Source organism: Sphingobium indicum BiD32 (assembly GCF_000382885.1).
GTDB lineage: Bacteria > Pseudomonadota > Alphaproteobacteria > Sphingomonadales > Sphingomonadaceae > Sphingobium > Sphingobium japonicum_C.
Genome location: NZ_CAVK010000250.1, coordinates 58,599 through 78,643 on the forward strand (window position 1 = coordinate 58,599; position 20,045 = coordinate 78,643).

Sequence of the window (20,045 nt, forward strand, 5' to 3'; positions counted from 1 at the left end):
ACTCGTGTCTATGTTCTCATTACGTTCTTATGAGCAAGGCGACCATCATCTACGATCCCTTCATCGTGCGGCAATGGACGCTACCCACCGAAGCCTATTCTATCGCTCACCTTTTCAGAGAAGGGCTGCTGGGCGAAGCCTATCCCGAAGAAAGGGGCATAATCCGTATCGAACTGGAGCCGGACGTTCCTGTCGTCCTCCCCGTCGACTGGGTCGACAGACTGCTGAAAATCGCGATCGATCGCGGGGCGAGGAATTCTGCCGAGCGGCGGCTGTTTGAATATATCGCGCATGAAATTGGCAAAGTGAAGGATTAGTCTGGCACGGATAGCCGTTGGTCAGCCATAGACTTCGACCAGCCGCGCCATCTGCCCCTTGGCGCGCTTCGTCGTCGTCAACCTGTTGTCGCGCAGCAGCTGCGCCACGTCCGCATCCGCACCCTTCGCCAGAGCGATCGGGTTGCCGGTGACCGCTATGTCATTATTGACGATGGTGATGCGCTCAGCGCTGCGCTCGGTCCATGGTGCCTGCCAGCGCGGGGCGGTGCGTTCGCCGTAGTGGATGCCATCGACACACGCGCGGATATCATTGGCCCTGATCTCGATCGCCTGTGTGCCGCCCTTGCAGGTGATAGCACAGGTCGCGCCCCCGAACGCCGATCGCCGGATACTCCCGCGCTGGATGCCGAGGAAGTCCACAATCTGGTCACGACCGCCGCGCCCAGAACACAGGTTCATATGCGCCTCGCGACCGCCATTGAATTTGAAACAGTCATCGACCGGATCGGCGGCATGGCAATCGGTCAGATAGATCTGCTCGATCATGCTGGCCGGGTCATACGCATCGCCATTCTGGCTGAACTGAAACCCGTTCAGCCCGCCGACCGTGGCGATACCGCGCAGCCACAGCCATTTGCACCCGCCACCCCCGAGCGCCGCCTTCCGGTTGTCCTGGGCGATGATGCGCGTGCGCTCTCCTCCCCGGATCATGATCGGCCTGCCTTTCGCCCCGGACAATGCGCGTGGCAGGACGATATTGCCGATGATGTCCCCGTCCGGCAGCACAAACGTGTCGCCCGGCCTGAGCGCCGCCAGCGCGCGGGACAGGGAGGCCGCGATGGTCATTCCGCACTGGTCCATGTTGCGAATTCCGCCGCCGAACACTGGCCCTGCTGCGGATCTTCGCCTGTCTGTTCGAGATAGTCGACCACATCACCCGCCACCGCCAGCACCTCACGCACATCGCCGCTGGCGTTGGTGTAAAGCTGCCCATATTCGATCTGCATCTTGCCCTCCTAGGCTGCCATGTCTGCTTGCAGCGGCGCTTTCATCAACAGGTACATCGCCGATGTCGGGTGCAGGCCATCCGCACTGCCCGGTGACCCGGCAATTTGCGCGATGCGATCGGTCAGGGTCGCGTCGGACATGGCATTGGTGGATGTATCGACCACCGAAGCGATGCCATGTGTGCCGATCGCCGCGACCAGCCCGTTGTTCACATCGGTGCGCCCGCCAACGTCGCCCGTGGCATAGCCCCCAAAAGGCACCTGAGAGGCGGGAGCAAGCGAATAGGTGCCTGCGGAAACGCGCGGCGTCATCATGATGGGATGAATGGTCGCGGTCGGGTTCACGGCCAATATCTGGTCGTACATCGTCATGCGATCGGCGAGTATCTGCGTTGCCGTCCGCGCGCTGCCGGTCGATGTGTTGGTGTTGCCTAGGTCGTTGGTGCCGTAGCCGTCATAAACCCTGCGGAAATAGGGATAGAGCAGTGACCGCTTGGCATTGCGCGGCACGCCACTGTCCGACATGATATAGGCCGAAACCGATGTGGCCGGCCGCGCAACCGACGTCCATGGCAGACCAAGTGCAAAGGCCGCCTTGCGCAAAGCCCCGCCCTGGAACTCGCCATCGTTCGCACCAAGCAGACCTTCGCCCTGACCGTAGCCGATGCTGTTGGCGATGAAGAGGAGGGACTTCCCATGCGTGCTGGAAAGGCCGTTAAGCAGTAACGGCATGTAGAGATTGGTGTTTGCGCCGCCGCCCGTGGGCAGCGTCAACGCGCCGGTGCCCATATGCTGGTCAGTACCAGCGCCGCTATTGGGGCATGTATAGGCGCTTTCGCCGGTCACGCTGCCAACGGTCCCGTTGAATACGCGGAGATCGCCATTTACATTATCGCGAATGGCCCGCAGCCAGAAAACGGTCCCGGCAGCAAAGGTCGAAAGGCCGAACTGCGCAGGCAGGATATCGTCGCTCTCGACCCATGCCGCGCCGCCCGCCATGACCACGCTGCCCGCGCCAGACCATTTGACTTCGACCGTCTGGGTCGGCGCACCGGGTATCTCCATACCGACGATCAGCGTAGCGGCTGCGACCGCACCATCTTCCCTGTTCCTCGTCCCGACGAAATAATTGGCATAGACCAGCCGAAATCCGAAATAGGTGCCCGGACCCATGACGTGGCGGGTGCGGCACATGAAACGCGGATTCGCCCCGGTCGATCCGGTCGAGGTCGCAACCTCGCCCCGCGTTGCCGCCGCCATCCACGTCGGCGCAGGATCAGGCGTTGCACCCGCCACCCCCAGAACGCCGAGCTGGCCGAGCATGAGCGCACCCGCGTCGCCCAGACAGCCGAGCATCAGACGGCATCCATGATGGCGACTTTCTCGCCCGCCGCCGTCACCGCAAAGGATCGCGGCTGATTGGCCAGCACAAGGTGCCCGGTGTCGCTGTTGGCAGTGGGATCAGACCCGAACTTGACCCAGACGTCGCCCTTTGGCGCGATCGTCCAGAAGCGCGGCTTCAGCAGCACCGGCCCATCCGCCACGATCGACGATTGCGCGCTGGTGCCAGAGCTTGTCATCGTGTCCGCTGCGCCTTCGACGCTGTCGGGAATAGGCATCGTCGCGCCGGTATCGGCACGCGCCTGCACATTGCAGAGCGTGATATGGACTAGGGCCATGAATATGTCCTTTCAGGGGAGGCGGTGAAACTTAGCGGACGTCCATCGGGCAAACCCGCGCGACGACGCGCTCGGCCAGCGCCAGGGCCGCCTTGGCGTTGGGGCAGCTGGCATAGGGGCGGACCGTGGCGCAGCCGCTCAGCAGCAGCATCAGGGGGAGCAGGCGGATCACCAGTCCACCCCCTGCCTGATGGCGCGATAGACGAAGGGCGCGGCCCCCGCGATGATCATCAGCAGAAAGCTGACAAACCCGGCGATGAATATCCCGATATTCGCCATCACTTTTGCGCCAGCCTGCGGGTGCTGATCTGCCCCCACACCAGCGGAACGACGACCAGCGCGACCGCGCCCAGCATCTCGACCGTATCCGCGGCCAGCCAGCCCTTGCCGATGGCATAGCCGCCCACGATCAGCACGATCTGGCGCACGCCTGCTGCAATCTGTGTGGTAGTGACGTCGTTCATTTTTCGTCCTTTCCGTCAAATACAGGGATGTCGACCGTCTGACCCGCGAATGCGTGGGTGCAATCGGTCAGGAACTGGATGCGACCATCGGTGACGAACGAGTGACAGACCTCTGGAGGATCGCCTTCCTCCCACTCGTAGGAAGGGTCGACGGCTCGGCCCGTTCGGACAAGGATGGAGGGCGTGAAGGTCGGCTTGTCGGCGTCGCCATTCCAGCGCCAGCGAGTCCGTTCGTCATGATCAACATTCACCCCGTGCCAATATCGGCAACCAGGGCACATGAAGAAAAGCTGATGGTCGCTGCGGCTCAGAATGGGGGAAAGCGCTATAAATCCGCTCATCGCGATGCACTCCTATGTGCGTCCGCAATATGGACGTGGTGGTTGTTCAGTGCGTATCCGGTGCCGTTGTAACCCCGCGAAAAGGGTCGGCAGGTTTCCGGGTCGCTGCTGATCCGACGGAAGGCGGCTTTCAGCCCGCGACCCTCGACGAAGCGAACGAATGCTTCGACCTGGTCGCCTTCGGTCTGTGCCTGCCGCCAGGCGAACGACCATGGATCATGCGCGCCGCACACCGCATAATTCTCGCCCAGGATCTGGAAGCCGCCATAGCTGGCCGACATGAACCCGGCATCCACATCCAGGGCGACTGCATCGAGCAGCTGCTTCCACCTGCCCGCCTGGCTGCCGGGATAGAGCTTCTTGTTCCACGACCGAGACGACAGATGCGGGTGGCTCTTGTCATAGCGATGATCGGTCGATCGGCTGAACCGATGCGGCTCGAACAGGATCGAGGGCCGCCCGTCGATAAAAGCGTCGCCCGACGATTCCGCACGATACACCGCCCACACCTGCGCGGCCGTCCCGCCCAGCATCGCGGCTGCCTGGTCGATGTCGAACTGGGTGATGGCATGGTCGGGGCCGCGCGTCAGCTCATCATAGACAGCGGCGCGCATCAACGGTCCCCAGCCGGGCTTGCCTGTATCGTGGCCAAGCGTCGACAGCCGCCGCTGCAAATCAGCGTGGTTCATATCATCCTCCGGTAAAAGGGGTGCGGCTATTCGCCGCCCATCGGGCGTTTGCCGACGGCGATATCGGAAAGGGTGCGCTCCGCGCTCAACTCCGTCTGCATCTCTTCGCGAATGGCCGACTTGCGGCGCACAGCCTCATCGATCATCAGGTCGCTGACCCCGCGCACGAAGCGGTCAGTATAGAGTTTGACGATGCGATCTGCGCCCACGGTCGCCCCGGCCGTGATCAGCGCAGCACCCTCGCCACGCACCCCCGCCTGACTGACCAGCCAATAGGCGATCAGCGCCACCATCGGCAGGATGAGAATGTCCGCCAGCACCAGCGCGGGCTTGATCCTGACCCCTCGCTTGATCAGCAGCGCATATTTCGCGAAAAACCCGAACGTCAGCCCGACCCATATCCATCCATATTTGACGACAAGCGCCTCACCCCATGGCGACATCGCCGCTGCTCCCTGCTCTTGATAGATCGCATCCATTGAAAAGCCGCGCGAAAGGCTGGATCCGCCGACGATGATGTGAGGCGCTTGCTTCATGTCGCATCAGATCCCGTAATAGGCGCGCATCGCCGCAATCTCGCGGTCGAGCAGCGGGAGATAGGCCGGGTCGTTATAGGAGCGGTCCATGATCAGCGCGCGGCCGATCCTTCCATCCCAGCCCGATGAGCCATATTGATAGAGGCCACCGATCGCGATCTGTGTGTCATCGTCAATGGTCGGAGGTGTGCTGGTGTGGGTCAGGGTCGCAAGGGGCGTGGCGCTGTTCAGGAATATCGTGCTTGTCCGCGTGGGCCGGTCATAGGTGAGGGCCGTGATGAACGGCACGTCGCCAGCGGGCATGTCGATCGTCGGCAATAGCAGCGGCGTGCCGCCTGCTGCATAATTCTCCATGAACTGGAGGCGGTCATCGGAATTGCGCCAGGACAGCGCATATTTGGCCGTCGATGCGTTGATGGGACCGTTGAAGAAGGCCCATAGCGTGCTGCCCAAGCCCGCCGTAATCCGCGCCTGCGACAGGTCGCAGGCCATAAGGATTGTGCAAGATTCGAGCGCGGTCCCTGCACCATAGGCGAACGCCGCCTGCGTAGCGGTTTTGGTTACAACTGTCTTGTCGTCATAGGCAGAGGATGTGCTGGCCGTGATCGCCGACGATGGCGTGGAAATAGGATGGCCCGGCGTCGCGCGATCCTTGGCGGCAAGCGGCGATCCCGAAAGCCGATCCGGCTCGAAGAAATGCACCAGGCCGGGCAGGCGCGCGATGCGCTTTTCCTCTTCGGTCTGCACCGGGATGCGCGGCATGTTCGGTGCGGCGGTCAGGTTGAGACCAGGAATAATCTTCATGGTGGCGACCATTGGAGGCTCCTTTAGCTGATGGCGATGAACTGGTGGCAGGCGTAATAATCGCAGGCGCGGCCTTCCGGGTCGGTCTCGGCAACGGCGGATCGGATGCAGGACCGCCCGCCAGTCGTCGGGCCAGCGGGTTGGCCAGCGGTGCCGGTGGCGGCGATGCCGATCTTCTGGTCCGTGCCGGTCGGCGTGGCACTCAGGGTGACGGTGATCTCGAAATCGCCGGTCACCGCAACGCCGGTCACTGTGACCGCGGCGCCACCGGTTTGATGGAAGGTCACGCCATAATTTCCGGGGTCGGAGACGATGGATGTGTTGAGGTCGATCGGCGCGCCGCCATAGGGCGCGTTGAAGGTCAGGACGACGCTGTCGCCGGTCCTGACCGCCGACAAGACATAGAGCGGGCCGTTCCAATCGCCCTCACGGTGCAGGCGCATAGCCCGCCCGTTGCAATGGCCGAAATGGATAGAGCCTTCCGCCGTCGTGTGCGTTGAATCGACATAGGGCAGGTGATATTTCGGGCCGGTGCATATGAACTTGTCGGGATACAGGATCGAAGATTCGAGCAATTCCAGCGTCATCGGCGGCGCTTGGGTCAGGCTGTAGGCGGTGAAATTGCTCACCTGCGTGGTGACGATGATCACTTCGTCCGTGGTGCCGACGATCTCTTGGTAATCGGTGGTCAAATCTGCTTGATACTCGACCTGCTTGCCCAGATAGACCCCGACCGCATTGCCGCTGTCCGCCTCACCCTGCGTCCATTCATGGTAGCGCATCCGGTAGTTGCGCCCCGCCAAGGTCTCCCTACGCGCGGCGGTGGTGATCGCGGTAATCTGATTGGCGTAGGGTACTGTGCCCTTGCACAATTGGTCGTAGCGATATCCGCCGACGCCATGGCAGGAAACCAGCACCCCGACCGTCGATGCCTTGTCGGACAGGAAGGCCCGCCCAGCGCTCAGGACCGGAGGTTCTGAGGCGGTGACAGAAGCGCTGGCGAACGTGTCGAAGTTGGCCGCCGAAAGCGCGGTCGTATCCGATGCATTGACGCCCTGGTCGAACATCATCAGGCGAAGCGGATCAGGTGCGCCGGTCGTGACAGGCGGCGACAAGGCTGATCCGCGTGACAGGCTTTGCCCGCTGGCAGTGATATGCTCAACCGTCGTGATGGTCGCGCCAAACTCGGTCGTTACCGAAAGATCGACGCTCGTGGTGACGCCCATGCCGGTGGCAAAGTCGGTCCAGCGCACAGAATTACCGACAATTTCAGGGTCGGTTAAATTGGTCCCGGCTGTGTCCGATATTCTGACCAGCGCCGTTCCCGTCGCCCCAACCCAAATATGACCGTCACGTTCGCTCGCGGACCATTCGCCCACCACTTCCGGGTCAGGATCATTGCCACCTTCCGGCGTCGTGGCGACCAGAATGGCCATGTCCTCCGACACCACGACATAGACTAAGGTGTCTGACAGAAACGGGACCGTATCTGGAATATAAGCGTAGCCGTCAGGATGCACCGCCAGTAAAGCGTTGCCCTGTTCATCGGCCGATTCGACATGCGGCCAAAAATCGTCGAGCACCGGGCCGCCAATGCTATACGGCATCCGCGCATGGAAATCGCCGCTCCGCATCGCAACAGGTCCGCTGGTTTCGCCGGGAGCAGCCCAAATGATATCGTCCGACAGCACCCGCTCAAAGCCATCGGCCGCAGGAAGCTGCGCGCGGCGCGTGATCTGATAGGAAACATCGGCCACAGCCGCGTCGAGCGCCGTCCGGTTGGGATAGCTGTCCTGAGCGACACCCGCGCCCGCCACCATCAGATAGCGGGTGGCCCAGTTATTCTCAGGCCCATAAGCGACGAACTGCTGCCCGTTCGGCGTGACCAACTCGCCTTCCTCTATGGTCAGAAATGGCTCTCCGCCCGCAGCCAGCAGGACGATCCCCAGCGCCAGCTCGGCGCGATTGGCGGCGGACTCTGCCTGTTCCAGCCTGGCTTCGGTGGCCAGCGCGTCCTGACTGGTATGAAGGCGATCCTGGCCGGTCTGTGCTTCGGCGGCCAATGCCTGGTCACGCGCCGCTTCTGCCTGTTCGGCAAATGGTCGAGCGCCCTCTGCGCCTGCCTGAAGGTAGCGCTCATCCATCTTCGGGACGGTCGGTTCGTCGATCAGGCCCGCGTCATACAGGCGCCGCTCCGCGCCAAAGCCGGGCCGACCGCGCTCGACGACCAGCTTGCGCTGGGCCGCCACGGTGACGCTCAGCATGGGCAGATCCATATATTGCGGGACGACGTCGCCGGGGATGTCCGACCCCGGCTCCACCGCCACCCGCTCGGTCAACCGGCTTGCCGTCGCTCCGCCGGTCAATTCCATGAAATCATAGGACAGGGACCGGGCAAGGCCCGCCGCGTAGATCAGGCTGGCCTGTTCCGCTGTCCCCAGCGCCACCGCAGTGACCGCCAGACCGTCCAGTTCCGCATCGATCGTCAGAATTGGCACCGTCTGGTCGGTATAGCGGATCGCCAGCGCGAACAGGCGGCCAGTCAGATCCTGCAATGCGTCGGCTTCATCGACATAGCCGACCTGCAACGCAAAGGGTTCGCCAGCGCGCACGATCAGCGCACCGGCGGGGGAAAGGCCCGCCAGGGTCATCAGATTCACCTCAATGAAAAAAGTCTAGGTCCAGTCAATCGCCGCAAAGGCGGCCTTCTTTGCCGCAGCGGTTGCCGCCGCACGGATTGCCCGCTTGGCCTTTGTGGCAACCGCTTCGACCGCGGCGATCCGGCTGCGAGATGTCGCCATCCCTGCCTCGAAGCGGGCAATGACAACCGCCAGCGTGTCGCCGGTCGCCACGGCTTCGGCCATCGCGAACGGATAGCGCGCCGTCTTTTGCGGCATTGTCAGCGCCGTGAGCAGGGTGCCGACGATATTGCGATAGTCATACACTTCCGATGCCTTCTGGCCATAGGCGTAGGACTGGCCCACGCCCTGCGTCATCACCGACGCCCGCAAGGCTTCCCGCCTGCGATCGACCTCGGCCAGTAACTTGTCCTCGATCGCAGTCAGGTCGCTTGCCGCATAATAATCCGCCGGCAGCGCCTCGATATCGCCGGCAGCATAGCCCTGTGGATAGACCAGTGATCCGTCGGCCTTCAGCCGGTGGGTCGGACGTCCCATCAACTCCACCCCACCGTCATCGCGCCATCCAGCGCGACAAGCGTGCCGGTCCCGGATGATCGCCGGGTGAGCAATTGGAATTCCCAGTCCGCCGCCGACGATGGTCCAGCGATCGACGTGGACAAAGTGAGGGTGGACGGCTCGCCGACCGTCGCGCCATAGGGATCGCTTTCCTCGGCCGCCATGTCGGTCCACGAACCGCTGCCCGGCGTCGTGCGATACTGGATCTTGCCCGCCAGCGCGCCCGTTCCGCTGCTTGCCCCATAATTGAGGTTCATATCGACCAGGATCAGTCCATCCGGCCCGACATTCAGGGTCAGCGGCCCGCCGCTGACACCGGCGTAGGTCCCGCTGCTGTTGACCGACAGCGTCGAATCCGTCGCTGTGTTGACCGAACCGCCATCGCGAACCTTGGTCAGATTGATGCTCGCCACGGACACCACGGTGCCGTCATAGCTGATCGTCACCTCGGCAGAGGCGCGATCGGCCGACATCGTGTCGATCGTCAGCACACGGTCATTGGTGCCGCCGAGCGCGGCGACGCAATTCGTGGTCGCCAGGCTATAGGTTGTCAGCACATCTTCGCTGATCTCCTCGGCCCCCTGATACACATAATAGGTCGCGGTGAGCGGGAACTGCCCCGACTTGGGTGTGCCGGCATAGGTGCAGCTGATCGCCCGCACCCAGCTGGACGGCGCAACCGAAAAGCCGTCAGCGCCGCGGACGATTTCCGTGGCGATATCGTCGCGATCTTCGCCCGTGGTCAGCGCCGGGGTCGGCGGCGCGGTGCCGGTGCGCCCCAGCGCGAAATCATGCTTGCCCGCGCTTTCCGACATGAAGGTAAAGGTGACGACCATCCGCGCCGGATCGATCTGGCGCTTCAGGATGATGGCGTCGATGCCGCCCAGTCCATGGTCCGGCAGATCCAGCGTCAGCATGTCACCCGGCCCGAAATGCCGCATATGGGGCTTGCAGGGGACGACGATCGGCGCAAGCTCCCGGCTGTTCAGCAATTTATAGGCCGCGATCTGCGCCGCCTGGTCTTTCTGCTGGATCAGGTCATATTGCTGCTCTTCGATCTTCTCTTCGCCATCTTCCGTCAGATAGCTGGCAATGCTGACAAGGTCAGACTGCACATATTCCCACTTGTTGGCCTCCGACCGATATTTCGGGCGAATGCCGTTCAGGCGGGCGGCCCATGTCTGCTGCGCGGTGGCGTCGACATCCTCATCGGCCAGATCGTCGGCGGTCAACGTGTAGAGCGACAGGCGCGGCGCATTGAAGCGCAGCCCCAGCTTGCCGCCACGCCACATCGGCTCCGCCGCGCCCGCCTCCAGGATGCGCTTCAGATTGGCCCAGCGGTCGCCCGGTTCATAGACGACGCCGCCGACCGTCCACCCGTTTGCATCGCAGATGTTCGACAGGGTGACAAAATCCTGGACGATGATGCCATCCGGCGGCAGCCCGACGCCAAAGACCTTCTTGCCGTTGCGGAACCGGCCCAGCACATAGGCCAGCGCGTGCTGGCCGGGGCACTGCGAATATGCCCACGTCGTTTCGTCCGCGATCCGGTGCGCCCCCGACCCGCCGGGATAGGTGCTGTCCTGGCGGGCGTCATAGGTCATGACCCCCTCCCACACCGCGCCCGACGTCGGCCAGCCCGACGCGAAGCGCTTGCCATCCTTGTCGAACTTGCCGTTCCACAGGATCGCGGCCTTGCTCGACAGCTTGTGCGCGGACGACCAGTTCGGCATCCCGGCAAAATGCGGGGTCAGCGCCGTTTCGCTCAGCAGGCCGCTGCGCACATCGCGATAGAGAAAGCTGCTATAATAGCCTGTCGCCGCATTCCCGCTGAACGGGACCACGGCATAGTCCATATAGCAGGCCTCCAGGCCCAGCAGCGGGCCGGCGACCGAATAGACCAGCACCATGCCCCGATAGGGGTTCTTCACCTTCTTGAGCGTCGCGCCGTAGCCGACATCGTGCCGCAATACCCCGCCGCTATAGGTGCGGCCGATGATATAGGGCGACACCGGCTCTGCGGCGATGATGACCTGGTTGATGGTCCCGCGCGCCGGCGGCTTCTTGGCCATCAGTTGCGCACCGATTGAGGCGAGGGTGGACGCGACTGATGCGACGGTCGCGACCGTGGCGAGCGTCGCCGCAGAGACGCCGGCCAGTGTGGCTGTCCCTGCCATGCCAGCAGGCGCAAGCGCCGCGAGTGCGGCACCGCCGGTTGCCGCAACCAGCGCGACGGCGCCAGCAATAACGGCTACAGTCCGCAGCGTCTTCGACATAGGAAGGCTTTCCGGTGGGAGGGTTTATGATCAGGGTTGGTAGTTTGTTGGCAGGATGCGCTTTGGCATCCTGCGCGTCTGTCGGTGAACTAAGGGACCGGCCGCCTATCATCGATGTACAAACGGAAAAGTCCGTCAATCAGGTAGCAGGCTGCGTGTCAGAGCAATGGAGCCGACAGAAAGGAACCACGGTCAACACAATGATTATAGAAAATGGCGTGGTGGTTTCGATCGGGTGGCATTATTATTCTACGCCTGTCACGGAGGCTGTTCTTGAAGTTACTGACGAGGGACAGCGTCGCAGGGTCAAATTGATTTCACGTTTTAAGAAAATGAAGGAAAAGAATATTGAGGCCTATCGTGAGGCCCTTAAGCCGTGCCTGACATAGGCGTGTTGGACAGTGGAATTTATACACGCCAGGCTCCGATCACATGGTCGAGAGACAGCACAAGCTGCGGTTTCACGCCATCCTCTCCATCCTCATGAAAGCCGATCAGCATTCCGACGGTGTCGCTGATACAGATCGAATCGAACATCTGGTCGCCCGGCAGAATGGCAATATCCCCGACCCACATTTCCGCAGGCGTGATCCGGGGCAGAAGGCTGTCGAACAGATCGGCCACAGTGGGGAACCCTGCCTTCTTCAAGGCCGTGCGCGCGCCAAGCGCTGACCGGAAATCAGGGATCGACGGGGGACGATGCCCCATGTTGCGCATCTGCGTCCGCGCCATATGAAGGCATGTCGCACGCCCGCGCCAGCTGAACGGGCGCGCATATTTGCTCAGCGTCTTGCGGGTCGCCTCTACGCGCCGTGTCATTTCAGACAAGTTGCGTCCTCACCATGTTAGCGTAATTGGACCAGCCGGCGCTGGGATAGACTGTCGATCCCGCGCCATTGGAGCCGGGCTGGGCCTCCGTGCCCCACGCGACGGCGGATGACAGACCGGTCGCATTGTCCTCGCCCAGCTCGCCGGGGAAAACCGACTTGTGGAAGGCGGGCGACAGGCTGTTGCCCTCGTTGGAATTGAAGAAGCGCTCACCGCGTGGAACGAATGTCATCGGCAGCTCACGCTTGCGCAGCCCGGTTACCAGTCGGACCTGATCCATCTGGCCGTCAAACTGCTGGTCGGGCGTGCCGATGATCTGCCCGGTCAAATCGTCCAGCTCCGCGATCCAGAGCCGAAGCCGCGATCCCTGCATCCCCGGCGCGGCCAGATCGACGGCGGCGGCAGTGCTGGCGGGCAGAAAGGTCAGGGAAAAGGCCGGGACTTCGTCGCCGACGCCTTCTTCAAATGCCTCCATCGACCCGATGATGCCGAATGTCGGATCGCGCGCGATATATTTTTCCGAGGCCCATGGCACCCATCCGCCGTCGCACAGGCGGATCGTCCGTCCGTCCCGCAATTCGAGCTTCAGAAGGCCGCTCAGCCGCACACGCTGCATCAGGCCATTTCCTCGATCGTGAACTGAATGCCGGTCACCCGGTTGCCGCGTGACAGCTGCCAGTTTTGCTCATTGCCCGCGATGTCCCCCTCGATCATGGGCTGGTCCAGATGCACGGTCGCGCCATCGGCAAACGGGACGCGCAGATGTTCGCCCAGCGTGATCGTCACCGTGCCGTCGCCCGCCACGATGCCACCGGCAAACACATTGTGCAGATAATGCTGGCCCGTCGCATCCTCGATCGACATCCAGAAACCCTTGGCCAAATCATAGCCCGGCGTCAGTCCGCGCAGCGACAGGACCCGCCCTGCCTGGTCCGCGCCATCGACCACGGGCGAACCTGAACCGCTCTGATCGACGCCCTGCAAAGGGTAGGCGGTGCGCAGCCCTTCCTGCTTGCCGCGCACCAGATCGGCAATCAGGGCGGATCGCTGCGCAGCGGTCCCTATCCCGATGCTGATCGCGGCGCGATAATGGCCGCCGGGCCGGTCGATACGCACACCCACTGCATTGGTCGCGCCGCGCACAGTCCCGCCGACATCGACGAAGGCGGGCGTGACCGATGCGGGCAGGTCGCTGGCGGACAGTTCGATCATGCAAGCCTCCGGCTGTTGCGTCTGGACACCGCCTGCTGTGCGCCGTTGCTGGCACCCGATGCGATGACCGGTGCCGCCGCACCCACGACCTGCGCGCTGACCCCCGCGCTGATGCGGGTGATTTCGACATCGAACAGATCACCCTTGATGACGCGGATCTGAAGCCCGTTGTCATTACCGGCCATGGCCCGGCGCGTGTCGCTGGCCGTCATGACCTGCGCACCGCGTGGCATGTTGACGATTTCCGGCCCGTTCTCGCCCACCAGCATGGCACCAGCGGGGGTGTACATATTACCGATCGCCGAACCGCCCTTGGCCGCAGCACGACTGCCCCCGCCGAGAAGGCCGAACAGGCTGCCGATCGTGGGCAGGTTGCCGCCGCTGATCCGATTCTGGATCGGATTGATGACCGCCAGTTTCCACATGGCTGACACGACATCGTTGATGGCGCTCATCGCCACATTCTTCCAGCTGCTCCAGTTGCCCGGATTCAGCACCGTATCGACGACATTGGACCCGATGTCCCGCATCGCCATCAAACGCCCATTGCTGTCGTCGAGCGCGTTGGTGAAGGCGATCTGCGCGGCCTTCGCCTTCACCAGCACGTCGACCTGCTCTGCGGTCAGATCGCGGCCCTCCCGCTCCAGGTCCAGCTGATAGCGCCGCACTTCCACGGCCGCCTCGATCTCCCGACGGCTCTTGCCCCGCAATTCCCATTCAAGATTGAGCAGCACGGTCCCGGCGCTGATATCGTCATTGGCGGCGCTAAAGAACTTCTGGCGGTCGGAGAGTTTATCACCTTCGACATCGAAAGCAGCCTTAGCTCCATCGCCGACCTTCAGGCTCTGCTCGTTGATCCATTCATTACGCTGCTTTTCCAATGCCAGAGACTTGCGCACCTCTTCAGCCATCATTTGGCCCGCGATTCGCGCGCTATCCATCTGACCTTTGCCGCTTGCCCAAGCGAGGTGGAAGTGGTCGCTGTGCCCCTTGTCGCCTGGACCCAGCAACTCCTTGATCTGGAGGCCGGCCCCATCCGCAATGGCTCGGATCTGATCTTTCGATATCGACGCCATCCCTCCAGCTGGGACAAAATCGACCGCTTGGCCCTTATAATGATAGGACCCTTTGACGTGCTTCCCGCCGGTCGTGGACGTGATCGTCCCGCCAAAGGCTTCGAGAAGCAGCTTACTCACCTGAGACGTTGTGGCGGCATCGCCATCCCGGCGAGCGCTGCCACTTTTCCGCAATGCATCGGCCTGTTGCTCGATGGTTTTCAACTCCGCCGCGCGAGCTGCCTCCAGACGGTTGATGGCTGCGGCCTGCGCGTTCGCATCCCCGCCCGCGCGAATGACGCCGTTGATCTGCTGATTATACCGCTCGTTCACCCGGCCTTCGGGGGTGCGCATGTCGCGGAGGATCTGTGCGATATACTGCCCCTGGGCGATACTCGCGGTTGCTGTCTGCTCTTTGATTGCCGCCTGATTTTCCTTCAGGGCGCGCTCCAGCCGCTCAACCTCCGATGCATATTGATTGGCGACAACCGACTGTGCGCCGTTCGGGCCATTGGCACCGATCCAGCTGCCCTGCGCATTCTGCGCGCGCACCTTGGCCTGTTCCAGCATGGCCTGCGTCTTGTTGCGCGTCTGGATCGCCGACAGGCGCTCACTTTCCGCTTCGATGTAACTGGTACGGGCGCGGTCCTGCGCGGTCAGGATAGACGCGCGCATGGCCTGATTGAGCGCGTCGATCGATTCCTTATGTTTTTCAGTAGCCTTTTGCGCTTCAGCTGCCGCATCCCCGCTGGCAAGCAGCTTTTCTGCCAGCATCGCTGCGGCGGGGATGGCGATGCCGAGCGCCACACCCCAGGGACCTCCCAAAACACGCGCGAACGCAGCAAATCGTCCAGCGCCGGCTTCGGCTCCATGCGTCATCATCTGCAGATTGCCGATGAGTTGCGGAGCCTGCTGCGAAAATGCTCGCAACGCACTCGTGCCGCCCTGAACCTGCACCAGGAAATCCTGCACCTGAAAGCCAGCTTGCTGCAGGCCAGAACGCATCGCACCTGAACTCGCCATTACACGGCCATGACTGCCGCTTACTGCATTCAGCGCCACCTGCTCCATCCTCAGCTTGGCGCAATATTCGTCCAACGTGATCGACCCGGCGGCGATGAGCGTTCGGGCCTGCAGCATCTCATTGTTGAACCGCTGCTGCGCCGCCCATGTCGGATCGATCTGCGCGCGCAGCATCGCCGCGCCGGCGGTCAGCCTTTCCTGCTCGGCAAATAACTCGCGAAACGCCGCAGCCGACGCGCGCGCAGAACCTTCCTGCAACGACGAACCGGTGCCGACCGCATCGTTGATCCGCATCTGCACCGCCGTCTGCGGCATGATCGCCGCGATCTTTTGCGCAGCCGCAGCCCTACGTCGCTCGGCAGATTCAAAGTCGGTGGCGGCTTTGTCATAGGCTCGGACAGCCCGCCTTGCGGATGCTTCCCAGGCATCACCGACCTCACGGGCGTCGCGTTTGACATCTTCCTTGCCCTCCGTCCCCAGACGGATAGCGACTTTAGGCACTGTCATCGTCCGGTCGCTCCTCGGTCATTTGGTCGAGCAGGATGCGCTCGATCGGCGGCAGAACTTGCGCGAGCAGGGGCATGTCGGCATGTTGGGCAGCGCCCAGCGCCAGGACGGCCCCGAAATCGAGGCCATAGGGCGCGCCCATGCCAGCGCGAAGCTGGCGGCCGCAGCCCGATATCACGTCCCAGACGGAGACGCCTGCGTCAGTGCGCAGTTCGTTTTCGCGATAGGGGCAGCTTTTTTCGCGGCCTTTTTCCGGGTCTGCTTCGCACCGGCCCTGGCGCTGCGCCTGGCAGACCGATTGGCAATATCCACTTCCTGCGTCGCCCCCGCTGAAATGCCATTCGGCAAGGGCGATGATCCGTTTTTTTCCAGTTCCTTCATGACGAAGGGGCGAACATAAACTTCGTCCAGTCGCTCGAACCGGATCGGATCGGCCAGGAATATGGCAAGGCGCTCGGGCGTCACCGTGACCGGATTGCCATCGCTGTCGCCCACACCGCGCCAGTCGTCGATGCCCGCCATCAACAGGCTTTCGGACAATATGTCACCTGCCTGCTCGATCAGGTCGATCGGCAGCGGCGCATCGTCATCGTCGGGCAGGGCGCTACCGATCGCGGTGGCGGCGGCCCGACGGGCATTGCGCAGCGCCACACGCCCTATCGGGACGAAGCGCACCTCGACCGCCGGCAGGTCGCCGGTTGCCGCCTGGTCTGTAAACCACCATGGTTCCAGTGCTTGCTTTTCCGCGTCCAGGTTCAGCATCAGAAGCTGTCTTTCTGCTTGCCGGTACGCCACTCGATGCGGATCGCGCGGGTCTCCTCGATCGTCTTGAAGCGATTATCGTCCCGCACCAGCGCGCCATCCTCGACCAGATAGCGAACGACAAGGCCCTTGTCGGCGTCGGCTTCGATGACCTTCTCGATCAGATCGCCGGTTTCGGCGTCGATGATGCGCAGCCGATCGCAAACCGCCATCGGCGTGACACCGATCTTCGCATAGCTGGGCGGCGCTTCTTCCGTGACGTTCGGCGTAACGTCGGGCGCGGACGTGGCGGTAGCCTTCACGACTTCGTCGGGTTTGGGCGCGTCTTTGATTTTCGTCATGATGATCTCCGTCAGTAGCTGGTGACGCTGTTGATCAACCGCGCCATGATCTTGTGCCCGCCGGGTGCAGCCGCAGCCTGGCAGTTGAAATCCGCCGTGATGCCGCCGGGACCATTGATCGTGCGCTTGGTGCGCGGCAGGAACACGCGCGGCATTTCAAACTTCAGGCCGCTGGTCCCGCGCTCCCACCCGATTTCACTCAGGTTGATCGGTGTGCCGTCCGTTGCGGCATTCAGCAGATCAAGACTGTTGAAGCGCGCCGTCATGCGCAGCTGCGCCTGCACCACGCCAGGAACGACGCCGCCTATCCGCCCATCCTGCCGGATAACCTCGACCTTTTCGAGCGAGTTGGACAGGGACAGGTCGGCAGACACGATATTGCCCAGCGCCACGCCGTCGCGTTTGATAACGCCGGTAGCGTGTGCGAATCGTGCACCCTGCTGCGCCGTGGGTGTCCCTGCGACTGAAGTCGAGACGGGCGCGGTCTCCCCCTGTGCGATCAGCGACACGGTGCAATTGAGCATCCCCGACCGCGCCATCGCGATCCGCAGCTGATTGACGACAGCGCCATAATGGACGGAAAAGCTGGGCACGTCGGGGTTACCCACCTCGATCGAGCGCGATGGCAGCGACGCTGCGCCGGACTGGAACAGATGGGTGTAGGGACCCGTGCCAGTGACGGCAGCGCCCCCGAAAAATCCCTTCAGCCAGAAGCCAATGGCATCCAGATCGACAGGCACGACGATATCGCCGTCATTGGTCGCGACATCATAGGCCGGATCAAGCCCCTCGCGACCGAAACCCAGCTGGTCATCCTCGATCAGGGGCCGTTCTTCGCCCATGCTGCTGCTGACAAAGGGCAGCTTCTTGAAGCCGCTGGCCGGGGTCACGCCATAGGTCACCTCGTCGACCGCGTGCATGACGGCATTGATGCCCATCGCAAAGCCCATAATAGGTCTCCGTTCTTAAAGAGGATTGTCTGTCGAATATTGAGCGATGATGTCGAACATCCCGCCCTTCTGCGTCTGGCCGCCTGTGACATTGATGTTCACCAGGTCCAGCGCCGTGACGTCGATATAATTGACCAGACCGCCCAGAAAGCGGTCGGCCTTGATCGGGGCCGCGATCATGGTCGCCATCCGATCCAGCACCAGCCGCAGCGGCTCGGACGATGTATAGGCGGCTATCTCCACCGGGATGCGGTGCGTGTAATGATAGGTTGGCGGCGACAGGTCGATGTCCGGATCGGCCAGCTCACCGTCACGCAGCCACACCGTGCCACGCGGATCTATGCGCCGAGGCCGATCGCCACCATCATCGTCGAGCGAGATGATGAGATAGTCGGGCACTGCCAGGCGGATCAGATTGGAGACCGCCTGATCCACCTCATAACTTTTCGCCATATCAGCCCCATCGCGCCTGTATGCGCCGCGCGACATTGGCGGCGCGCTTCTGTGCTGGCCCGTCCAGATCGAACAATCGCGGCATCCGCACCCCGCGCACCAGATTGAACATCAGCACAGCTTTCTGCTTGCGCGGTGCCATGCCCCGCCGTCCCTGCGTCCTGCCGGGCGTCGCGCGGCGATAGCCCCCGGACAGGCCCGACACGACGTCGATGAAGGCTGATCCCTTGCTGCCCTCGATCACGACCTGAAGCTCCGCATTGAAATGCAGTTCGACCTCTTCGGGCGACATCCGCGTTCCATTGGAGCGCTTGACCGAGGATGCATATGTCCCACCGCGACGTCGGGCAGGTACGTTTCGGGTCGGTATCCACAGCCACTTCGCGCCGTTGACCGGGCGAATATGTGCGCCCCGCGCAAACGCGTCGATGATGACTGGCGCATTCGACCAGATATAGCCTGCCGGATTGAGGGACCGCCCGCCCTTGGGATAGACCTCGGCGCGCCATGTGTTGGCAAGGCGATTGCCCATGCCCGCGTCACGAACCTGCTGGCGATAATCCATGGTGAGATCACGCGTTTCTTCGCGCATGATCTGGGTGACATCATCGGCGATCTCGCCCTCGATGACGTCCAGCATCTTGGTGAGCGAACCGGGCCGATATTCAGCGCTGATCCTCAACGGGACGCGTCAACCGGCTCTGCGCCGATTGTCCATGTCAGATTCTCGCTATCGCCGACAGGCTCCCCGGTCAAAACCAGTTCCTCCACCGGGGTGAAGATATCATCTTCTCCGATCTGCCCGACGATGATCGTATCGCCTTCGCGCAGGTCCGGCAGCTGGGATTTGCGGACTTCGATCAGGTGCGTGCCGGTGATGATGGGCGCATCGCCTAGCCGCGCCATCTGGTCGTTGCGCGACCGGATGATGCGGACGCCAGATGTCTGCACCCCGAAAATGGAGGTGTGTTCCGCCGCTTCGGAGCCGGGTGCCGTGAATATGGCGTCCAGCGCCGAAGCGAACGGATCGGGCATTATGCGGGAGTACCGTTGAGCTTGACGCGCCCGACGGTATCGGCAGATGCGGCGGCCTGGACCGATACGCCAACATAGGTGTTGCCCGCCGACGTGGTCGTAAGACGCTTATTGGTATTGTCCCAATAGACTTTGGCGAACGCCGTCCAGGCTTCACCAGTCGCCTTGGCGATATCCCAGACATCCCTCACCCGACCCTCGACCGAAGCCCCGTTGGCGGCATCGGTCAGGGCAACAGCAAATTGAACGCCAACCAGAAAGCCGCCACCGGCGGTGACATCGTAGGGTGCGGTGAAAGTCAGGGTTTCCCCCGGCTGAACATAGTTGCGTGCCATCGCGGCTTACTCCTTTGCGGTATCGGCCGCAGGCTTGGCAGCACGCCGGTTTGGCGCACCCCTGTCGGCATCGGTGGTGATGGATTCTGCAGGCGTCTGCGCATCCTGCAGGTCGGAAAAGTCGTCCGTCACGTCCAGCGCGGCATCATTCTCGATGACACGCTTCGCCTCTCCATCGGTGACATGCAGGACGCCCTCGTGGGGGTGGCGCAACACGCCGTTGACGTGAGCGGCAGTGGTAAGTTTGATGAATTTCATGGATGGTCTCCTGGA

At 62.6% G+C, this 20,045-nt stretch carries 28 protein-coding genes; 2 read left to right on the top strand and 26 right to left on the bottom strand.

The genetic code is table 11. The features are described 5' to 3' along the window. The first annotated feature begins 29 nt into the window (after positions 1 to 29). Entirely contained in the window at positions 30 to 317 is a 288-nt protein-coding gene (locus tag EBBID32_RS22115) for a hypothetical protein (protein WP_006967438.1), read from the top strand. 21 nt (positions 318 to 338) lie between these two features. Here EBBID32_RS22115 and EBBID32_RS22120 read toward each other — a convergent pair whose 3' ends face one another. The 13 genes from EBBID32_RS22120 to EBBID32_RS22170 all read right to left on the bottom strand — a co-directional run bounded on the left by EBBID32_RS22120 (position 339) and on the right by EBBID32_RS22170 (position 11,271). Further along, positions 339 to 1,124 carry a hypothetical protein gene (locus tag EBBID32_RS22120; RefSeq protein WP_006967441.1) on the bottom strand — a complete coding sequence of 262 codons (786 nt, stop codon included), beginning with the start codon at positions 1,122 to 1,124 and terminating at the stop codon, positions 339 to 341. Continuing rightward, entirely contained in the window at positions 1,121 to 1,285 is a 165-nt protein-coding gene (locus EBBID32_RS24710) for a hypothetical protein (RefSeq protein ID WP_006967443.1), read from the bottom strand. The genes EBBID32_RS22120 and EBBID32_RS24710 overlap by 4 nt, the downstream gene beginning before the upstream one ends. Before the next feature lie 9 nt (positions 1,286 to 1,294). Beyond that, positions 1,295 to 2,641: a hypothetical protein gene (locus EBBID32_RS22125; protein ID WP_006967446.1), complete on the bottom strand. Its 1,347-nt coding sequence runs from the start codon at positions 2,639 to 2,641 to the stop codon at positions 1,295 to 1,297. Beyond that, positions 2,641 to 2,964, bottom strand: a complete 324-nt coding sequence (locus tag EBBID32_RS22130; protein ID WP_006967447.1) for a hypothetical protein — start codon at positions 2,962 to 2,964, stop codon at positions 2,641 to 2,643. The genes EBBID32_RS22125 and EBBID32_RS22130 overlap by 1 nt, the downstream gene beginning before the upstream one ends. 31 nt (positions 2,965 to 2,995) lie before the next feature. Then, positions 2,996 to 3,136 (bottom strand): hypothetical protein, encoded by a 141-nt coding sequence (locus EBBID32_RS24330; RefSeq protein ID WP_006967451.1) that lies wholly within the window; start codon positions 3,134 to 3,136, stop codon positions 2,996 to 2,998. 106 nt (positions 3,137 to 3,242) lie between these two features. Then, a complete protein-coding gene (locus tag EBBID32_RS22135) occupies positions 3,243 to 3,428 on the bottom strand; it encodes a Pam3-gp28 family putative phage holin (protein WP_006967457.1) in 186 nt (61 codons plus the stop codon). Then, the gene (locus tag EBBID32_RS22140; RefSeq protein WP_037492456.1) at positions 3,425 to 3,769 is read right to left on the bottom strand and encodes a DUF6527 family protein; all 345 of its coding nucleotides are present in this window, start codon (positions 3,767 to 3,769) and stop codon (positions 3,425 to 3,427) included. Before EBBID32_RS22140 ends, EBBID32_RS22135 begins: the two co-directional genes overlap by 4 nt. Further along, complete coding sequence (locus tag EBBID32_RS22145) at positions 3,766 to 4,458, bottom strand: N-acetylmuramidase domain-containing protein (RefSeq protein WP_006967459.1); 693 nt, start codon at positions 4,456 to 4,458, stop codon at positions 3,766 to 3,768. Before EBBID32_RS22145 ends, EBBID32_RS22140 begins: the two co-directional genes overlap by 4 nt. 26 nt (positions 4,459 to 4,484) lie before the next feature. Further along, entirely contained in the window at positions 4,485 to 4,994 is a 510-nt protein-coding gene (locus EBBID32_RS22150) for a hypothetical protein (RefSeq protein ID WP_006967461.1), read from the bottom strand. A 6-nt stretch (positions 4,995 to 5,000) separates the two neighbouring features. Beyond that, the gene (locus EBBID32_RS22155) at positions 5,001 to 5,810 is read right to left on the bottom strand and encodes a hypothetical protein (RefSeq protein ID WP_006967464.1); all 810 of its coding nucleotides are present in this window, start codon (positions 5,808 to 5,810) and stop codon (positions 5,001 to 5,003) included. Positions 5,811 to 5,821: 11 nt separating this feature from the next. After that, positions 5,822 to 8,449, bottom strand: coding sequence for a hypothetical protein (locus EBBID32_RS22160; RefSeq protein ID WP_006967465.1), 2,628 nt, complete (start codon positions 8,447 to 8,449; stop codon positions 5,822 to 5,824). 24 nt (positions 8,450 to 8,473) lie between these two features. Continuing rightward, positions 8,474 to 8,974: a hypothetical protein gene (locus EBBID32_RS22165; RefSeq protein ID WP_006967466.1), complete on the bottom strand. Its 501-nt coding sequence runs from the start codon at positions 8,972 to 8,974 to the stop codon at positions 8,474 to 8,476. Beyond that, complete coding sequence (locus EBBID32_RS22170) at positions 8,974 to 11,271, bottom strand: phage tail protein (protein WP_006967467.1); 2,298 nt, start codon at positions 11,269 to 11,271, stop codon at positions 8,974 to 8,976. Before EBBID32_RS22170 ends, EBBID32_RS22165 begins: the two co-directional genes overlap by 1 nt. Positions 11,272 to 11,297: 26 nt before the next feature. On the opposite strand from EBBID32_RS22170, the gene EBBID32_RS24335 reads away from it, so the two are divergent. Next, positions 11,298 to 11,660: a hypothetical protein gene (locus EBBID32_RS24335; protein ID WP_156022657.1), complete on the top strand. Its 363-nt coding sequence runs from the start codon at positions 11,298 to 11,300 to the stop codon at positions 11,658 to 11,660. A 19-nt stretch (positions 11,661 to 11,679) separates the two neighbouring features. Here EBBID32_RS24335 and EBBID32_RS22180 read toward each other — a convergent pair whose 3' ends face one another. Genes EBBID32_RS22180 through EBBID32_RS22245 form a run of 13 tightly spaced genes read right to left on the bottom strand, consistent with a single transcriptional unit; the run spans position 11,680 to position 20,030 of the window. Beyond that, positions 11,680 to 12,090, bottom strand: a complete 411-nt coding sequence (locus EBBID32_RS22180) for a DUF6950 family protein (protein ID WP_006967468.1) — start codon at positions 12,088 to 12,090, stop codon at positions 11,680 to 11,682. Position 12,091: 1 nt separating this feature from the next. Continuing rightward, a complete protein-coding gene (locus tag EBBID32_RS22185; RefSeq protein WP_006967469.1) occupies positions 12,092 to 12,715 on the bottom strand; it encodes a hypothetical protein in 624 nt (207 codons plus the stop codon). Continuing rightward, positions 12,715 to 13,311 carry a hypothetical protein gene (locus EBBID32_RS22190; protein WP_006967470.1) on the bottom strand — a complete coding sequence of 199 codons (597 nt, stop codon included), beginning with the start codon at positions 13,309 to 13,311 and terminating at the stop codon, positions 12,715 to 12,717. The genes EBBID32_RS22185 and EBBID32_RS22190 overlap by 1 nt, the downstream gene beginning before the upstream one ends. Then, positions 13,308 to 15,896, bottom strand: coding sequence for a hypothetical protein (locus tag EBBID32_RS23325; protein ID WP_006967472.1), 2,589 nt, complete (start codon positions 15,894 to 15,896; stop codon positions 13,308 to 13,310). Before EBBID32_RS23325 ends, EBBID32_RS22190 begins: the two co-directional genes overlap by 4 nt. After that, positions 15,883 to 16,074 (bottom strand): DUF7697 family protein, encoded by a 192-nt coding sequence (locus EBBID32_RS24715; protein WP_006967473.1) that lies wholly within the window; start codon positions 16,072 to 16,074, stop codon positions 15,883 to 15,885. The genes EBBID32_RS23325 and EBBID32_RS24715 overlap by 14 nt, the downstream gene beginning before the upstream one ends. Continuing rightward, on the bottom strand, positions 16,071 to 16,658 hold the full coding sequence (locus tag EBBID32_RS23330) for a hypothetical protein (protein ID WP_006967475.1): 588 nt from the start codon (positions 16,656 to 16,658) through the stop codon (positions 16,071 to 16,073). The genes EBBID32_RS24715 and EBBID32_RS23330 overlap by 4 nt, the downstream gene beginning before the upstream one ends. Continuing rightward, a complete protein-coding gene (locus EBBID32_RS22215; protein WP_006967476.1) occupies positions 16,658 to 16,999 on the bottom strand; it encodes a hypothetical protein in 342 nt (113 codons plus the stop codon). The genes EBBID32_RS23330 and EBBID32_RS22215 overlap by 1 nt, the downstream gene beginning before the upstream one ends. 11 nt (positions 17,000 to 17,010) lie before the next feature. Further along, complete coding sequence (locus EBBID32_RS22220; protein WP_006967477.1) at positions 17,011 to 17,949, bottom strand: phage tail tube protein; 939 nt, start codon at positions 17,947 to 17,949, stop codon at positions 17,011 to 17,013. Between the two features lie 15 nt (positions 17,950 to 17,964). Continuing rightward, the gene (locus EBBID32_RS22225) at positions 17,965 to 18,402 is read right to left on the bottom strand and encodes a hypothetical protein (RefSeq protein WP_006967479.1); all 438 of its coding nucleotides are present in this window, start codon (positions 18,400 to 18,402) and stop codon (positions 17,965 to 17,967) included. Between the two features lies 1 nt (position 18,403). After that, complete coding sequence (locus EBBID32_RS22230) at positions 18,404 to 19,084, bottom strand: DUF6441 family protein (protein WP_006967481.1); 681 nt, start codon at positions 19,082 to 19,084, stop codon at positions 18,404 to 18,406. Further along, positions 19,081 to 19,437, bottom strand: coding sequence for a head-tail joining protein (locus tag EBBID32_RS22235; protein WP_006967483.1), 357 nt, complete (start codon positions 19,435 to 19,437; stop codon positions 19,081 to 19,083). Before EBBID32_RS22235 ends, EBBID32_RS22230 begins: the two co-directional genes overlap by 4 nt. After that, positions 19,437 to 19,772 (bottom strand): DUF2190 family protein, encoded by a 336-nt coding sequence (locus EBBID32_RS22240; RefSeq protein WP_006967485.1) that lies wholly within the window; start codon positions 19,770 to 19,772, stop codon positions 19,437 to 19,439. Before EBBID32_RS22240 ends, EBBID32_RS22235 begins: the two co-directional genes overlap by 1 nt. 6 nt (positions 19,773 to 19,778) lie before the next feature. Further along, positions 19,779 to 20,030 (bottom strand): hypothetical protein, encoded by a 252-nt coding sequence (locus tag EBBID32_RS22245; RefSeq protein ID WP_006967487.1) that lies wholly within the window; start codon positions 20,028 to 20,030, stop codon positions 19,779 to 19,781. Positions 20,031 to 20,045: the final 15 nt, after the last annotated feature.